Annotated in this window: 11 protein-coding genes and 1 pseudogene; 8 read left to right on the top strand and 4 right to left on the bottom strand. The window is 55.9% G+C overall.

Annotation, left to right across the window (positions count from 1 at the left end; genetic code table 11):
* Together rbsK and G437_RS0108685 are read left to right on the top strand one after the other, a co-directional pair.
* Positions 1–900: a ribokinase gene (gene rbsK, locus G437_RS0108690; protein ID WP_024332173.1), complete on the top strand. Its 900-nt coding sequence runs from the start codon at positions 1–3 to the stop codon at positions 898–900.
* 271 nt (positions 901–1,171) lie between these two features.
* The gene (locus G437_RS0108685) at positions 1,172–2,104 is read left to right on the top strand and encodes a nucleoside hydrolase (protein ID WP_024332172.1); all 933 of its coding nucleotides are present in this window, start codon (positions 1,172–1,174) and stop codon (positions 2,102–2,104) included.
* A 15-nt stretch (positions 2,105–2,119) separates the two neighbouring features.
* On the opposite strand, the gene G437_RS0108680 is transcribed toward G437_RS0108685, so the two are convergent.
* Both G437_RS0108680 and G437_RS11665 read right to left on the bottom strand, forming a co-directional pair.
* Positions 2,120–2,986, bottom strand: a complete 867-nt coding sequence (locus tag G437_RS0108680; RefSeq protein ID WP_024332171.1) for a LacI family DNA-binding transcriptional regulator — start codon at positions 2,984–2,986, stop codon at positions 2,120–2,122.
* 9 nt (positions 2,987–2,995) lie between these two features.
* A pseudogene (locus G437_RS11665) lies at positions 2,996–3,124 on the bottom strand (LacI family DNA-binding transcriptional regulator); the annotation flags it as partial.
* A 105-nt stretch (positions 3,125–3,229) separates the two neighbouring features.
* Here G437_RS11665 and G437_RS0108675 point away from each other — a divergent pair.
* On the top strand, positions 3,230–4,582 hold the full coding sequence (locus G437_RS0108675; RefSeq protein WP_231782368.1) for an MFS transporter: 1,353 nt from the start codon (positions 3,230–3,232) through the stop codon (positions 4,580–4,582).
* Positions 4,583–4,803: 221 nt separating this feature from the next.
* Here G437_RS0108675 and G437_RS0108665 read toward each other — a convergent pair whose 3' ends face one another.
* Positions 4,804–5,958: an ROK family protein gene (locus G437_RS0108665; RefSeq protein WP_024332169.1), complete on the bottom strand. Its 1,155-nt coding sequence runs from the start codon at positions 5,956–5,958 to the stop codon at positions 4,804–4,806.
* Positions 5,959–6,075: 117 nt separating this feature from the next.
* Here G437_RS0108665 and G437_RS0108660 point away from each other — a divergent pair, with 117 nt between their 5' ends.
* The 5 genes from G437_RS0108660 (at position 6,076) to G437_RS0108640 (ending at position 12,863) form a co-directional block, all read left to right on the top strand.
* Complete coding sequence (locus tag G437_RS0108660) at positions 6,076–7,020, top strand: carbohydrate ABC transporter permease (RefSeq protein ID WP_024332168.1); 945 nt, start codon at positions 6,076–6,078, stop codon at positions 7,018–7,020.
* A 5-nt stretch (positions 7,021–7,025) separates the two neighbouring features.
* Positions 7,026–7,907 (top strand): carbohydrate ABC transporter permease, encoded by an 882-nt coding sequence (locus G437_RS0108655; RefSeq protein WP_024332167.1) that lies wholly within the window; start codon positions 7,026–7,028, stop codon positions 7,905–7,907.
* Positions 7,908–8,011: 104 nt separating this feature from the next.
* Positions 8,012–9,367 (top strand): ABC transporter substrate-binding protein, encoded by a 1,356-nt coding sequence (locus tag G437_RS0108650; protein ID WP_024332166.1) that lies wholly within the window; start codon positions 8,012–8,014, stop codon positions 9,365–9,367.
* 128 nt (positions 9,368–9,495) lie between these two features.
* Positions 9,496–11,148, top strand: a complete 1,653-nt coding sequence (locus tag G437_RS0108645) for a glycoside hydrolase family 36 protein (RefSeq protein ID WP_024332165.1) — start codon at positions 9,496–9,498, stop codon at positions 11,146–11,148.
* Between the two features lie 353 nt (positions 11,149–11,501).
* Positions 11,502–12,863, top strand: coding sequence for an alpha/beta hydrolase-fold protein (locus tag G437_RS0108640; protein ID WP_024332164.1), 1,362 nt, complete (start codon positions 11,502–11,504; stop codon positions 12,861–12,863).
* A 253-nt stretch (positions 12,864–13,116) separates the two neighbouring features.
* Here G437_RS0108640 and G437_RS0108635 read toward each other — a convergent pair whose 3' ends face one another.
* Positions 13,117–16,299, bottom strand: a complete 3,183-nt coding sequence (locus G437_RS0108635) for a family 20 glycosylhydrolase (protein ID WP_158237499.1) — start codon at positions 16,297–16,299, stop codon at positions 13,117–13,119.
* Positions 16,300–16,324 lie beyond the last annotated feature (25 nt).

Raw genomic sequence — 16,324 nt, 5'->3', positions numbered from 1 at the left:
ATGGATATTGCAGTAGTGGGTTCGAATATGGTTGATTTGATCAGCTATATCAACCGGATGCCGAATGATGGCGAAACCGTTGAGGCTCCAGACTTCCGAATGGGCTGCGGCGGCAAGGGGGCTAACCAGGCAGTAGCTGCCTCCCGGATGGGGTCGGAAGTACTAATGGTGACAAGGGTCGGAAACGACATGTTTGCCGACAACACGATCCGCAATTTTGAAGATAATGGCATCGACACGAAATATGTGATGCGTACGGACGCCACTTCTGGGGTTGCGCCAATTTTTGTTGATCCACAGTCCCGCAACTCAATCATTATTGTGAAGGGAGCAAACGCTAAGCTCACTCCGGCCGACGTGCAGGGGGTGAAGGAGGCGATTGCGGGGTGCAAGCTCATAGTGATGCAGCTAGAGATCCCGCTCGATACCGTGTACGCCACTATAGAGCTGGCAAATGAGCTAAACATCCCTGTTCTACTAAACCCGGCTCCAGCAGACCCTGCGTTGTTGCTCGATAAGGTGAGCGGTGTCGAGTTCATTGTTCCCAACGAAAGCGAACTATCCCTACTTTCGGGTATGCCTGTAGATACGCGCGCAGACATCCTAAACGCTGCGCATGTGCTTTTGGATGCGGGCATTCCTAATGTGATAGTTACTTTGGGTTCTAAAGGGGCCCTGTGGGTTACAGCCGACAAAGAAGTAATGGTAGAGGCCGAAAAGGTAGAGGCTGTTGATACTACTGGTGCTGGCGACGCCTTTATTGGCTGCTTTAGCCATACCTGGACGCGCACCGGCGACGTGGCGGCTTCTATTGAGGCCGCGAACAAATACGCGGGGGATTCTGTAACGAAACGGGGAACCCAAACATCATACGCAACAGCTAAGGAAGTGGGCTTGTAAGAAGGTGACACGTTAAAAAGCTAGTACGCTTGTTCCGCCCGCAGGGTATCTGTGGGCGGAACAATTGTCTAACGGAATAAATCCAATGTTAGGAGAGTGTTCGACCCTGTCGTGGAGTCTCATGAGCTGCGGCGTTCTGCATGACATGTAGGAAGTCTAGTTTTCGAGTTGCCCAAAGCGTATGGGAAAGTCTTGCGAATCCCTTGACAGGTCCGTACGAAGGTGGAAGTCTTTAATATGTGGTAAACGATTACATTGCAAAGGAGCAATAATGGCCACCCCTATTATTTTGGATTGCGACCCCGGACACGATGATGTATTTGCGCTATGGCTCGCAGCAGGGAATCCTGAAATTGATCTTCGCGGTGTTACAACCGTTGGAGGAAACGGGCAGCTTAAGAACACTACTTATAATGCCAGAGTAGCGATGACAGTAGCTGGTATTCGCGATGTGCCTGTTGCTGCTGGTGCGAATAAGCCGCTAAAGCGTAAGCTAACTCCGGCCTCGTGGATCCATGGTGACAACGGACTCGGGGGTCCAGAGCTGCCAGAGCCGACGGTGGAACTAGACAAAAGGTCTGCTCAGGAGCTTTTTGTTGACATTCTCGAGAGTGCTGAAGAGCCGATTACAATAATTCCTACAGGTCCTATCACCAACGTCGCGCAGCTAATCTTGGATCGACCTGATCTTCACGAAAAGATTAAGGAGATCATCTGGATGGGTGGCTCTACAACCCGCGGAAATGTCGGAGCATATCCGGAATTTAACGCCTGGGTAGATCCAGAAGCAGCAGAAGTAGTCTTCAATTCTGGCTTAAAAGTCACCATGGTAGGACTCAATATTACTCATCAGGCTTTGATTACAAAAGAAGTAATTGAATCTATCGAAAATATTAGAAATGATACCAGTAAATTCGGCGTAGAACTTATGAAATTCTTCTGCAGTACTTATGATGCCGTCGAAAGCATGCCTGAGGGGCCGCTACACGATCCAATTACAGTAGCTATTGCAATTGATCGAAGCGTGGCGACCGTGGTCAGGTCCCACGTGGACGTGGAGACCGAAGGCAAATTCACCTCGGGTGCCACCGCGGTAGATCTGCATGACATGCTCCATAAGGAACCTAATGCCGATATTGCAATGAAGCTTGATGTCGACAAGTTCTGGAACTTAATTCGCGGAGCAATCAGGAATCTGGACTAGCCGGTGGGGGGTCGATCAAGAGCTTCGCGCGGTCGATCCCCCGATCTGGAGAGTCCCCTTCACTGTGGTGCTCCAATTGTGCTGGCCAGGCCGAAGCCGTTGTGACTCCAGAGCCGCCACGGCGGCCTCGGCTATCTGTTCCAGTGGTTGCTTTATGCAAGTGAGTCTAGGAACAGAGACCTCGGATAGAAGCGTGCCATCGAATCCCGTCACCACAACGTCTCGCGGGACCATTAGATTGTGTTCTGCCAGTCCAGCCAGGAGGCCGGTGGCAATTAGATCATCGGCACCTATCAAGGCGTCTGGAAGTTCTCCGCGGCTAAGAATCGTGGAGACAGCTTCAAAGCCGAACGAGAATAAGAACCTATTCAGGACGTGCGCAGTTAGCTGGATGCCGTATTTTGGAGCCAGTTGCTCAAGGGCACTACGCCGTTCCCGGCCAGCTGAGGTCCTATTATCAGCTCCCACGTAGGTCGCGGTCTTTACTCCCTGGCCTTTCAGGTGTGCGAGCAACTTAGCTATTCCATCTTCATTGTCAATGCCTACGAAAGGGGCAGCATATTCGTCAGAAACTCTACGATCTACTTGAATTACCGGAATCTGTGCAGAGATCTCCTTGACTATATTCGCTGATAAGTCGAAGTATGCGGGCACGACGAAAATGCCTCTGACTCTTCGACTCGAGAGGGTTCGCATTCGATCTTCTTCAATGTCTAGCTCCCCAAGGGAATCAGCAATAAGGCATTTGTAGCCGCACTTCTCGACTTCCAGTTCTAGGCATTGAACTAAAGCAGAATAGAAAGGGTTGCTTATAACCGGCACGATGACGCCAACCACGTCGCTATCTCCCTGGCGAAGCGCTTTGCCAAGAGGATTTAGCACGTACCCTAAGGATTTTGCAACGGCCCGAACTCTCTGAGCAGTGTCAGGCGTAACCTTTCGGCTGTTATTTAAAACCCGTGATGCTGTTGCAATCGACACTCCTGCTGCATCAGCTACGTCCTTCAGTGAAACGCTCAACTAATATGTCCGTCCAGGAATAGATACAAATACCATTCCCACTATACGAGAGAGACAACGATGTCTACCAACGCCAAAACCAAGAGAATTAGCATTCCAGCGTTAATGGCGGGTCTTCTCTTGGCATGCCTAGCCTTCCAGTTAAATGCCAGTATGCTGAGCCCCGCCCTCGTCACTATCGAGCGAGAATTGCATACCACGGGAGCTGCCGTAGCCACCACCCAGACAGGATTCTTTACTGCAGCTGCTCTGTTTGCGCTATTTCTTCCTAGGCTGGCGGATATTTTGGGCAGGCGAAAGATACTAACCATTTCGTTATTCGTTATGGCAGGCGGGTGCGTTCTCGCTGCTATTTCGACGAACATACCTCTTCTATTCGTTGGCAGAGTTGTCCAAGGTATTTCGGGTCCAGTCATTCCTATCGCGTTGGTCATGCTGCGGGCTGAGGTAACTGAAAAGAAAACCTTTGGGACTCTTATGGGAGTTGTGACCGCAATAAATGGTGGCATTGCCGGCTTTGACGCGATGCTCGGGGGGTACTTGGCTACGAACTTTGGCTTTAGGAGTGTCTTCTGGGTTATGGCCATAGTAGCCGGTGTAGCGGGAATTGGCGTACGCCTACTTGAATCGGAATCCTTCGGTAACGACCGCCGCCCTCTGGACGTGACTGGGTCCTTCTTGCTTGTTGTAGCAGTTGGGGCCGCTTTGGTATGTGTGAATGAACTTGGGGCAATGGACTCTTCTCATTGGCTGTTGATTCTGACAAGTCTGGTTATTGCGGTTATTGCGTTCCTCGTTTTCTGGGCAGTCGAGAAAAAACAGGACGCACCACTAGTTCCTGTTACGCAGCTAAAGCAACGCGAGACGTGGGCTCTGCTATTGACCACTACACTTACGCTTTGCGGCGTATTTGCAATAATGAACGGGATTATCCCTGCCATGGCTCAGGACGCAGACTTAGCTTTTGGGATGTCCGCACAGACTGTCTCTTTTGCAGTCCTAACTCCATATGCTGTCGCAGGACTATTAGTGGGGCCAATTTCAGGTCGATTAGCAGCCACTTTTGGCTACACAACGATCCTGCGAACAGGTCTCGTAGGTGCCGCAATCGGTATGTTGGGATTCTGTTTCTTAGTCGATAAGTCATCAGTGCTCGCCCTCGTCCTGCTAGCTATCGTGGTAGGTATCTTCTACGCTGGCGGGGCGAACATTATGCTGAATGGCCTGGGAGTAGTACTGAGTCCCGTGGATCGTCCCGGTTCGTTGCCAGGATTGAATACGGGTGCCTTTAATATCGGTGCGGGACTCAGCTGGGTCATCATCTACTCGGCGCAGAAAGTATCAATGAGTCAGGGAAGTGCCGTCGAGGCGCAGTATGTGGTCTCAATTGTGGTGGGAGTTGTAGTCCTGGCACTCGCTTTCGGATCATCCTTCTTGGTCCCAGACAAGAAGGGCTAGAAAAGCTGCGGATTCTGGTGTTCGTCCTCGGAATGTTGGGGTTGGCATCGGGGGAGCGCTGGTATGGGCCGCAAAACCAGGGGAACTTTCGCGAACCTTGGTGTTTTGCAGCGAACCAAGGTCGAAACCGCCTTGCCCCCCATTTCGAGGGCGAACACCCACCCCGAGGGCGACCAACCAGCCCCAACCAACCAACAAGCCATCCCAGCTCCAGCGCTAGCCTAGTCTTCAGCGTCTAGGACTTGGCTTGCTGCTGGGAAGAAGTCTGAATTGCGCACATGGTCGGAAATCTTGTCGAACACTGCGTCTAAGGCGTGGCGGATCCCTCCCACCAACACTGCTTTCTCCCCTAGGGTGGACGGCAGAATTTGTGGCATGAACGGACAAAATTTCCCTAGCTCGCAGCGCAAAGTCGGTAGGAACAGATCTGCGTAGTTAGAATATTGCCCCCCGATTACCACCGCCTGCGGCCCCAGCGCCAAAATCATGGCTGCTGTTCCACGTGCCAAGACCTTCGCATACAGGTCCACCGCCTGAAGCGCGGTTTCATCTCCGTTGGCGGCGAGGGGAAATAATTCATCCCTACTTGGTGCGTGCCCCGGGTAGAGGGCGGACGCAAAAGTTTCCTCCTCTAGGGTTCGCCACCCTAAACAGTCTAATTCCCCAATTAGCCCGGCGGCACCAGACTGGCCCTCGTGAACGCGCCCGTTTATGACGCTGGCTGCCCCCGTGCGCTTTCCTGCCAGGATAAACACAACCTGATCTATACCCGAGGCGGCCCCACGCCAAGACTCAGCCCTGGCACCCAGGTGGCAATCACCCGCAGTCAACACTGGTACAGAAAGCTCGTCTTTTACAGCAGAGGCCAACTCGAACCCCTGAAGTCCGGGCATACCCGAACCGCCAAAGTACACCACCTTGCCCCGGTTATGGATGCCGGGGGCACCAACTACGCAAATGCGTAGGTTCGCCCTCGGTGGGAGCAGATTCTGCAATAACCTAACGGCCAGGTCTACGCGCTCGCGGATAGGAGTGCCTTCGTCGGCTGGTCCCGTCTTCTCGGCAATGACGTCCCCTGACAGCTCGGCAAGTGCCGCCGAAATATGGTGTGCCCCTATGTCGAGGGCGCCCACCAGTCCAGCCTTCTTCGAAAGGCCAAAGTAGGATGCGGGCCTGCCAAGTGTGGGCGTGTCCTTTGGGGCAGAGGTGGGCCCTATCCAGCCCAGTTTGGTTAGGTCCTGAACAACAGATTCGGTTGCGGGGCGGGTGATGCCGGTTTTGGAAGCGAGCTGCGAGAGGGTGTGAGGTTTAGCCATGGCAGCGCGAAGAACGGCTTCCATATTCGCTCGGCGTTGGATCCTTCTAGTTGCCTTCATCGTCTCCTCGTCTTCCGCGTCATAGACACGATATCAAGGGGTAGGGAACCCCACTCCTTGACTTATAAAAGAAACTAGCGTAATAATATTTCTACCGCAAGAGATAAAGAGGCATCAATGGCGAAGCACTCACGATCTGCGACGGTAAAAACGCAGGCTAAACAACCAATGGCAGCAAATGCGCCCTCGAAAACTTCCAGGCGCGAATACGTAATCGCTTACGCCTTTTTAGCTCCGGCAATATTTGGTTTCGTAGTTTTTTACATTCTTCCCATGGCTCGCGGGCTACAGATCAGCTTCACCGACTGGGACCTGATTTCGCCCTCGCGTTGGGTAGGCTTCGACAACTATCGCAAACTAGTCTCAGACGAACACTTCCTGCGCGCCCTGTGGATCACCGCCACCTACGTGGTAGTAAACATCACCACGCAAACAGCAGCAGGGTTAGGCATTGCGGTACTAATGCAAAAGATTTCGCATTCGACTGTTATCCGTTCGCTGCTTCTAGTGCCGTGGCTGGTGCCGAACGTTACCGTCGCAGTGATTACCCTATTTATTTTAGATCCCAACGTAGGCCTTCTAAATCATCTTCTAGGCATGGCCTCGGTTGGTCCTATCGCTTTCTACGGCAACCCAGATCTAGCAATATTTACGGTAGCCCTCGTAAATTCTTGGCGAAACATGGGCTACACCGCCCTGCTAATTTTTGCGGGAATGCAGATGGTGCCCAAGATGGTCTACGAGGCGGCGGCGATCGACGGGGCTTCCCCCTGGTGCACCTTTTATAGAATTACCCTGCCGCTAATTCGCCCCATCTTGGTGATGGTCGTGGTGGTGTCGATGATCGGCTCATTCCAGATTTTCGACACCGTAGCGGTTGCTACTAAGGGAGGGCCCGTAGGCTCGACCAGGGTTATCTACTTTTACATCTACGAAAAAGCGTTCCATCAGGGGCAAATGGGGTACGCGGCCGCAATGGCTGTGGTGCTTTTGCTGATCATTTTGGCCATGACGCTGGTGCAGCTAAAGGTCACTAAGGCTACCGAGACGGATTTGGACTGATCGCAATGAAGAAGAAACTCTCGTTAAACCATATTCTTGGGTGGGTCACGCTAATCCTTTTACTGGTGGTTACTCTACTGCCATTCGCCTGGGCAATCCGCACCGCTATCACCCCTAACGCGCAAATCTTCTCGGGCAATTACTCGCTAATTCCTACGGACGTGACTTGGATAAACTTCAAACGAGTCCTGGGGCTTGCTAGCCCGGAAGAAGACATGGCAGCTGGCGGATCCGGCGCCAAAATGTACTTCTGGCTGTACCTGCGAAATTCGCTAATTTTCACCGCCATATTGGTGTTCGGCCAGGTGCTTTCCTCGGCAATGGCGGCATACGCCTTCGCCCGCCTGCGCTTTCCCGGCCGCAACGCCATCTTCACCGTGTTACTCACCGGCATGATGATCCCGCCGATCTTCATCGTTCTGCCCAACTTCATTCTGATCAAAAACATGAACCTGCTGAACACGTTCACCGGCCTGCTGGCCCCCTACGTGTTCGTGTGCCCCTTCGCGATCTTCTTCCTGCGCCAATTCTTCCTGGCTTTGCCGCGCGAAGTAGAAGAGGCCGCCAAACTAGACGGTGCCTCGCACCTGCGCATCTTCGCCGGGGTGGTAGTACCCATGATGAAGGGACCAATTAGCACCGTAGCCATTATCCAGGCCGTATTCGCCTGGAACGAATACTTATGGCCCCAGCTAGTAGGCAACGAACACGTGGTGCGGGTGTTGAACGTGGCGCTGGCAGTGTTCCAGCAGGCTTCGCCCTCTACCCGCCCCGACTGGGCCGGACTTATGGCAGCCGCTACCTTGCAAACCATCCCGATGCTACTAATCCTTTTGCTTTTCGGCCGGACGATCGTCAGCTCTATTGGGCTCACTTCGGCCAAATAGGGGGTGAGGCAATTTTCTAAACAACAAATACCAATTATGAAACCCCTAAACCATTCAAATTCGAAAGCTTTCAAGCTGAAAACCAGATTCTCAAAGGAGAGAAAATGAAAAAGCAGATCGCGATCGCATCCCTGGCGGCGCTGACTTGCGTGGGACTGGCGGCGTGCACCCCAGAGGAAGCGAAAAACGACGGTGCGGCGGGCAAAGGCGACGGCGTAACCCTGACCTATTCCCTGTGGGATCCCAACCAGAAACCCGCCTATGAAAAGTGCGCGGCGGAATTCACCAAGAAAACCGGCGTGAAGATCAAAATTGATCAAAAAGGCTGGGACGACTACTGGCAGAACCTTACCGTTGCGCTAAATTCCGGATCGGCCCCTGACGTGATTACGAACCACGTAGCACACTACCCAGAACTAGCGAAGAAGGGCGTGCTTGCCGATATTTCCGAAAATGTAAAGAAAGATAAGGTTGACCTGTCCGGTTACACCGGCGAGCTGGCCGACCTGTGGGTCAAGGACGGCAAACGTTACGGAATCCCACAGGATTGGGACACGATCGCCCTCGTCTACAACGTGAAAGATATTGAAGAGGCCGGGTATAAGGCAGAAGACCTAAAGTATCTGAACTGGAACCCCACAGATGGCGGAACTTTCGGCAAACTAATTGCACACCTGACCATAGACGAGAACGGTAAGCGCGGTGACGAGCCTGGCTTCGACAAGAAGAAGGTCAAAACTTACGGGTGGGGTCTAGAAACTGGTGGCGGCGTTGTGGGCCAAGGCCCTTGGTCTTGGTTGGCTCTGTCTAACGGTTTCAACTATCTGGACAAGAACCCGTTTGGCACCCAGTACAAGTTAGACGATCCGAAGCTGGCGGAAGCACTCGGGTGGATGCAAAAGCAGATTGAGGCTGGTTACGTAACTCCCGTTGAAAAAGCTGGTGACCTGGGCCTTGAACCGATGATGGAACAGAATAAGGCAGCCTTGGTGCCGGATGGATCCTGGCGCATAAACACGTGGGCGCAGTCGAAGGCACAAAAGTTTGCGTTCGCTCCGCTGCCTGCCGGGCCGGCCGGACGCAAGACCATTATTAACGGGCTTGCGCCATCGATCACCCGCGATTCTAAGCATCCGAATGAGGCCTGGCAGTGGGTCAAGTTCCTTACCAGCAACGATTGCCAGTCAATTGTTGCTGGCGAGGCGGTAGTGTTCCCGTCGCTAACCAAGCAATCGGAGGCTGCGGCAAAGGCCCACTCCGAGCGGGGTGTAGATGTAAGCCCGTTCTTGGATATCACCAAGAACAAGGAGGCCCTGTCCTACTACCCAATTACCTATAAGGCTGACGAGATCAATTCCGAGGCCGACGTGTCGATTGAGAAGATTCAGCGTGTAAAGGTAGATCCTGCTACCGAGCTGAAACAGCTGAATCAGAAGGTAAATAAGCTCTTGCAGGAATAGGAGCAAGCTGGGGCGGGGCAGCAGGCCCCGCCCCAGGTTTTCCAGCAAGGCCGAGCTTCATCTGCCAGCCGCGGTATAGAAAAGGGCGGATCTGGCCCTACCAAAAGTTAGAAGAAATTAGGTGTTCTATGTTCGCGCAATTTTCGCATACAACCAAGGCAGCTGTGTTGCGCTGTGACTTTAGTTCAGGTGCTTTTAGAAAAGGCACAGAAAACGGCCAAGCTACCAACATTGCGGAGCAAGGCCCAAGCCTAAAAGGCGAAATACTTGACGGCGAGGGGGTTCGCATTAAAGCCGCATCGTTGCAGCTAGAACACGACTTCGCCCCAGGTTCGGATTTTTTCCGTCACGGGTGGAATTCCTGGTCCGCCACTAACTGGTGGCATCTGAACCGCGAACCTTGGCGCGTGTGGAACAATCCGGCTCGCACTAATACTGCCGAGGATGCGGCCACCGACACCGCGTTAGGGCACCGCTCCTACATGGTCACCGCCCTGCGCGAGGGCGAGGCATGTCTGCTGGTAGGGGCCCTCTCGCGGTACAGCACGGTGCTGGATGTTGACGCGCAAACGGTAAGTGCTCGCCCTCTGGAGGGGGAAGCTGAGGTTGAATGGTTCCTTGCGTTTGGCACTGAGCGCGAATGCTGGCAGGCGTACGTGCGGGCGCTAAGACAATGCCTGCAGATTTCGAAGAAGCGGCGTGCGGAACCCATTTGGAATTCTTGGTATTCGTGGTTTGAAGAGATCAGCGAAGAAATAATTGGCAGCGAAATCCGCCCCGCCGCGCGCCTGGGGTACAAGGTGCTCGAGATTGACGACGGCTGGGAAGATGCAGTGGGTAATTGGTGGCCAAACGCGAAATTCAGCTCGGGGATGGCTGATCTGGCAGTAAAAATTTCGGCTCAGGGGATGGCCCCGGGAATCTGGGTAGCGCCTTTTATTGCTATGGCAGATTCGGAGGTTGCCCGCAAACATCCCGAATATTTTATTCACGACGGCTCGGGTGTGCCCATCGAGGTCGGGTACAACTGGGGGCAAGGTTACTTCGGTTTGGACACTACGCACCCGGGTGCACGCCAGTGGTTGCGTGGGGTGATTTCCCGCCTCTACGGGTGGGGGTATAGGTATTTCAAACTGGACTTCATCTATGCGGCAGCCTACGCAGGGCGTAGGTATAAGGACGTGCCGCGCGAGCAGGCGTACCGACAAGGTTTGCAGCTGATCCGGCAGGCTGCCCCAGACGCATACCTGCTGGGTTCGGGTGCGGTAATAGCGCCCTCGCTTGGGCTGCTAGATGGGATCAGAGTTGGGCCGGACACGGCTCCCTACTGGGACAATACTGAGCGGCACAAAGATCCAACCGGGCCGGGAGTGCGAAATGCATTGCGCACTTCACTGAACCGGGTGTGGCTAAAGGACTTTGTGGACTTGGATCCGGACGTGGCGTTGGTGCGCACGCATGGGTCGCTGCTCAGCCCTGAGGTAAATGAGGTAACCGTGCAGGCTGCGCGCGTTTGCGGGGTTTTCAACTGTTCGGACCCGGCAAGCTGGTTGACCAGTGAACAATGCGAATATATTCGGTCGGTCAACGCCGAATTTGCCGAGGGCAAGATCGAGGTAGAGCAGATCGGCCGCTACACCTTCCGCATCGGCGGGGCAGGAAATAATGGTGGGGGCGTAGCCGCGCGCGGGAGCCTAGCAGGCGGTGAAAGCCAGGTGGTCGACTTTACCCCGTGGATTAATCCGACCGGGCGCATGAGCGATCGGCTGCTGGTCAAGTAGATCGGGGTTCTTCACGGCCTTCCCCAAGTGGCACCGGCAGGTGCGCGCAGATAATTTTTATCTTCACGCCAACGCCTTTGGGAGGTGAAGATAAATATTATCTTTGCTTAAATCCCTCTGGGAGGTGAAGATAAAAATTATCTTCACCTCGCCTGCTGTCCCCGCCCGAACTGCCGGTCCCACACCTGCCTGGCAGACAAAAGTAGCCCCCGGCTGCAACACCAAGCAGGCCCTGCCAGCCTCTTGCGTTTTGCAGCCCTCAGTTCCAGCGAGCGCAAGCCTTGCAATTGCAGGGGCTTTGGCGTGCCGTTAGGGTAGACCCAAACGCAGCCACCCTGTCAAGGAGCACACCTATGACACGTCCACGCTCGATTCGCACAGCAAAAAAGATCGCCACCGTAGGAGCAGCAGCGCTCATGAGCCTTTCCCTTTCCGCCGGTTTCGCATCCGTAGCGCTCGCGGCCGAGGGCGGGGCTGCCGGGGGCCAGTCCGGCCAGTCGTCCCCGGCTGCTCAGGCGGAGGTGGCCAAGTTGGGGCCTACGGTAACTAAGACTGACCGCGGCCCCACAGGTTACGAGGTGACTTTCCGCTACAAGGCCCCCGAGGGCGTGAAGTCGGTGCAGCTCTACGGCGAGTGGACGTTCTCTCAGCCTGCTTCGATCAAGACTTTAGGCGGCGGCGACGGGCGGATCCCGGCGCTGTGGAAGAAGGGGGACGTGCCCGCCGCGCCGTGGAAGATTCTGGAAATGAACAAGGGCGCAGATGGCATATGGGAGCTGAAAGTGCCTCTTCCTGCGGGAACGTTTAGCTACGCTTTTGGGCACGGCTGCTCGCAGCTGGATGCGGATGCGAACACGTGTAAGCGCCACCCCGATCCGGCCAACCTGAACGTCAGTGCTGACCTGCCCAGCTTCTCTAGGCAGAACATGTCGCAGGTTTACGTGCCGCAAAACCCAAAGTACCCCACCTATAACAATGCCTACCAGCGTCCGCGTCCCGCCGAGCAGATGGGCAAGTTCGTCCACGCCAGCTATAAGACCTCTTATTCAATGTCGCCGGCAGGGTCCCACCCGCTCTCGATCTACCTGCCGAAGGGCTATGATCCTAACCGCGCCAAGCCTTACCCCGTTCTCTACTTGAGCCATGGGGTGGGCGGCAATGACACTGACTGGTTCACGCAGGGGGCAGCCCCCTACATTTTGGAAAATGCGATTGCCGACGGTAAGGCAGAGCCCACTATTCTTGTGGCCACCAACTTCAACCATATGGGCGCCGATTCGCTGATCGTCTCTAGCGCCTACGCGAAGGATATGGTTCAAAACGTCATCCCGTACGTGCAGGCGAATTTCAACGCTTCCGACGATCCGAGCCGGCGTGCATTTGGCGGCCTTTCGCTGGGTGGAGCGCGTGGCATTGAGCTGCTCACGAAGCATCCTGGGGTCTTTGATTATTACGGCCTGTGGAGTGCGGGCACGCTCGCCACCGATTTTTCCAAGGCCGACCGCCGCGCTATTGGGCAGCTCAAAGGTGCTATCCACACTGGGGCTGGCCTGCAAGATTATTTGGTTTCGATTGGGAAGAATTCGCTGTTGCGCGCTGATTCCTTCCGCCGGGCGGGGGCGCGTGTGGTCGAGTTTGACCAACCGGGTATTCATTCGTGGGATATTTGGCGCGCCGAACTGAACGACTACCTGCGCAGGGTTGCTTTCAAATAAGACGAGGGCGGGCCGGGGACATCGTGACCCTTGGTATTTTCGGGAGGCTAGGGGATCTTTCTCGAGCTTCTGTGTTATCCCACGCAACAAGGTCGAACTCGCAAGACATAGTGGTGTTGACCTAGGCTCGCGAAACTAGAGCACGTTGCGCGCCCGCGCCGAGATGGCAAAGTGCCGCCAACACCCACTTTCGTCTGCAGTTCTACAAGGAACGCATGCGATCGTGGACGCTGGCGACACATTTGTGCAGGTACTAGCCGCGCCTGTTTACTCTGGAGGCCACTAACAAGGCACCTGCGGTAGCGATTAAGCCTGCCACGCCTAGGGCGATCCCCGCCCAGGTGCCAGTGTTTCCAACCTGCTGGCCAGCTCCGACCGACTTACCGTTAGAGGGCGTGTCCCGCCCGGCAGTTGCCTTCGGGCTGGCATCGCTCTTCCCAGGCTCGTCGGTGGGATCAGTCTCAGACCCAGCGCCCGCTCCGGAACCATCTTCAGCCCCAGCTCCTGGCTCGTCGTCATCCCCACTCTCAGCCCCAGCTCCAGGTTCGTCGCTTTCGCTATCGCCGTCGGCTGGGCAGGTGGGTTCGGCTGCCTCGGGGTTGGTGGGCTGTTCGGGAGCCGCCAGTTCTTCGCCCTCGCCGGCAGCAACCGGCACGGAAACGTTGATCTCGGCGGCTGACGAGAACGCGGGAATCTGCCCGTTGTCTGAGGGGTGCATTTGCACTGCCTCTAGTTTGACCCACGGGCCGACGGTTCCTTCCGGCAGACGGATGCGGTGTAGCTGCGAACTGTTGGGCAGCTCCCCGGCGGCTACGGGTTCGCCCCAATCATCCCCGCCCTGCTTTGGCGTGGCCGAAACGTACACCTTGTAGGCGTTGATGCGCCCGTTGGGCTTGTTCTGCCGGGGCAGGTAGTTCACGGTTGCGATGGCCGCATCGTCCGTGCCGGCGTTGAAAACGACCCAGTGAGGAGCCGGGTCCTCTCCGGTTGACCACCTGGTGTGCCAGAACGTGTCCGGATCCTGGTCGAAGGCAGCCTTGAGGTATCCGTTGACGGGCCCTTCGCCGCCCTCTTCCTGCGAATCGGTGCTAATCCCCTCGATCTTGGGGGTGACGGTTTGCAGCCCGGCGACGGCAACTTCGACGCCCGCGCTCATGTCGCCAAGGCCGTGGCAGGCCTCATTGGGTTTGTACGTGAATCGCAACCCGGTGACCTTCTCAGTGGCCTGCTGGGGTTGCGCCACAAATTTTGCTACGGCTGTTTTCCCAGCTGGGACCGCCTTTAGTGACACGGTCGAGGGCGCCACTTTCCACCCGTCGGGTAGCTGCGGGGTGATGGTTCCGGAGGGGAGTGCGCTCGCGCGGGGAGCGGTTAGGCGGACGGTCACGTTTACGTTTTCGCCGGCCTTGGCTTCGCTCTTGTCGGCCTCCACCTTGAGGGCTGCTACGGGCCTAAATGTGAACAGCGCATTGTCTTTTACCAGGTCGCCCGGGAATTGGGCGATCTTGCCGGCGGGGACGGGGGTGCCTTTGCCAGAGAAGGTTAGGGCTTTTTCCACGTCGGCGCTAACACCCTGTAGGTCAGGGTGGCGTTCCTGCCCGGTGGCGGTGGCCAGATACTGGTTGGTGAGCGCGGAGCGGATCGTCACCTTGGTCCCTTCATCTGCTAGCCGCCACTTTTGGGTGTTGCGCGCCTCGGCCTTGCCCATGTCATCCCAGGACGGGGCCATGGTTTCGCAGGGCGCGAGTATGGGCGCAGATCCTACGCGCGTGACCACATCCAGGTGCTTGTCGGTGGCGTCGTTGCCGGTCGTCCCGTCCCGCAGTGTCAAGCATTTGCCACTAGCCTGGTCTTTTAGCTGAAAGTAGCTGTCGGGGGTGCGGGTCAGTTGCCAGGGTCCGGTCGAAATGGGTTCTAGTTCGGGGATCTGGTAGGTGTCGTCGCCGCGCTTAGTGGTGGGTAGGGCGGTGCGAAGCAGAGGCTTGCCTACCGAATCGATGGTGGCTTTCATGCCATCCTCGCCCTGCCACTTGGGCCAGGGACGCGAGGCCGACCACGCCATTTGCGCGGTGAAGTACAGTGAGTCCGAAATGGCCGCAGCAACCTCGTTCTCGGTCTGCTTGGTGGAACCGTCGGGCCAGATGGATACGCGCAGACCGAGCAGCTTCTTGTAGTCCGGGTCAATTTGCGACCCGTTGAACGTGCCCGCATTCCACGACCGGTTGTTGTATAGGCGCTGCGAGTTCACCCTGAACGAGGGCACCGAGCGCGACCAGTACAGGTCGGTCGAAGCGTTCATCAGCGGGTAGCCTTCTTTAGCCAACTGGGCTGACGAGCGCGCGTTCGACTTATACCAGTAGTCGATGATGACGTCCTTATCTAGCGTTACCTCCGAGGTTTCCACGATCCCGTCATTCCAGATGCGCAGCTTCTTGCCCTTGGCTTTGACGTAGTCGTTGATGTCGTTGATGAAGCCGGTGAAGGCGTCGTTTACTGTGGCGTCCGGCCCGTAGGTGGCCTTGGCGAATTCGGTCAGCTGCGGGTAGTTGGCGAAGTTGTCGCCCAGCATGTATTCGTCGGCGCCCATGTGCCAGTAGTCGGTGGTGAACACGCCGTCGTATTCGTCGATCAGGTCTTTATAGAACTGGACCGCTTTCGGGTCCGCAATATTTAGCCGATCGGGCGCCTTCTTCCCATCGCGCGAGGTGAGCTGGTATTGCGGCGAATTCTCCAACCAGATGTTCATGTGTCCGGGCGAGTTGATTTCAGGAATCACGTCGATGCCGAGCGAATTGGCTTTCGCCACGAACTTCTTTACGTCCTCGCGGCTGTAATAGGACCAGGTGTTGGTGTCGGGGTGCTTGTCGGACTTCAGCTTCATTTCCAGCAGCACCTGGTTCAGGTGCAGGTCCGCCATGTCGTCTAGGAACTGTTCGATCCACTCGTTGGAGATGTTGATTTGGCATGCGCAGAGCGTGGCCCCGCGCTCCTTATATTTGGGTACCGACACGGCTGAGCCCGCCGGCAGCGTCCTCTGCCCCTGCCGCAGCATTTGCGAGAGCGTGCGCGTGCCGTAGAAAACGCCCTGTTCGGTGCCGCCGATGAGCTGCACTCCGTGCGGGGTTACTTTCACTTCGAAGCCTTCAGTGCCCAGGTCAGAGAACTTTCGGCCCGAGTCTAGCTGCAGTTTTATGTTGCCGTCGGTGGTGGCGGGAATGTTCGTCTTCAGTACCAGGGACAGTTCCTTGGCCAGCATTTTCGATTCCCTACTAAGGGACGAGGGCGCAGCCACCTTCGCGTTTTTATCTAGCGTCCACGATCCGGCAGCGTCCTTCCAGCCGTCCAGGCTGGGCACCGTCGAGGGCAAATTGGGGGCGGATGCTGAATCTGTGGGGGCGTCGGTGGGTGGGGCAGCAGTGGCTGTAGGTGAAATCATGATTCCTGCTGTGATGGTTGCCAGC

This window comes from Winkia neuii subsp. neuii DSM 8576, from assembly GCF_000420405.1.
In the GTDB taxonomy this organism is placed as follows: Bacteria; Actinomycetota; Actinomycetes; order Actinomycetales; family Actinomycetaceae; genus Winkia; species Winkia neuii.
The sequence above is the reverse complement of the archived record's forward strand: the minus strand, read 5'-3'. Positions and strand labels throughout refer to the sequence as shown.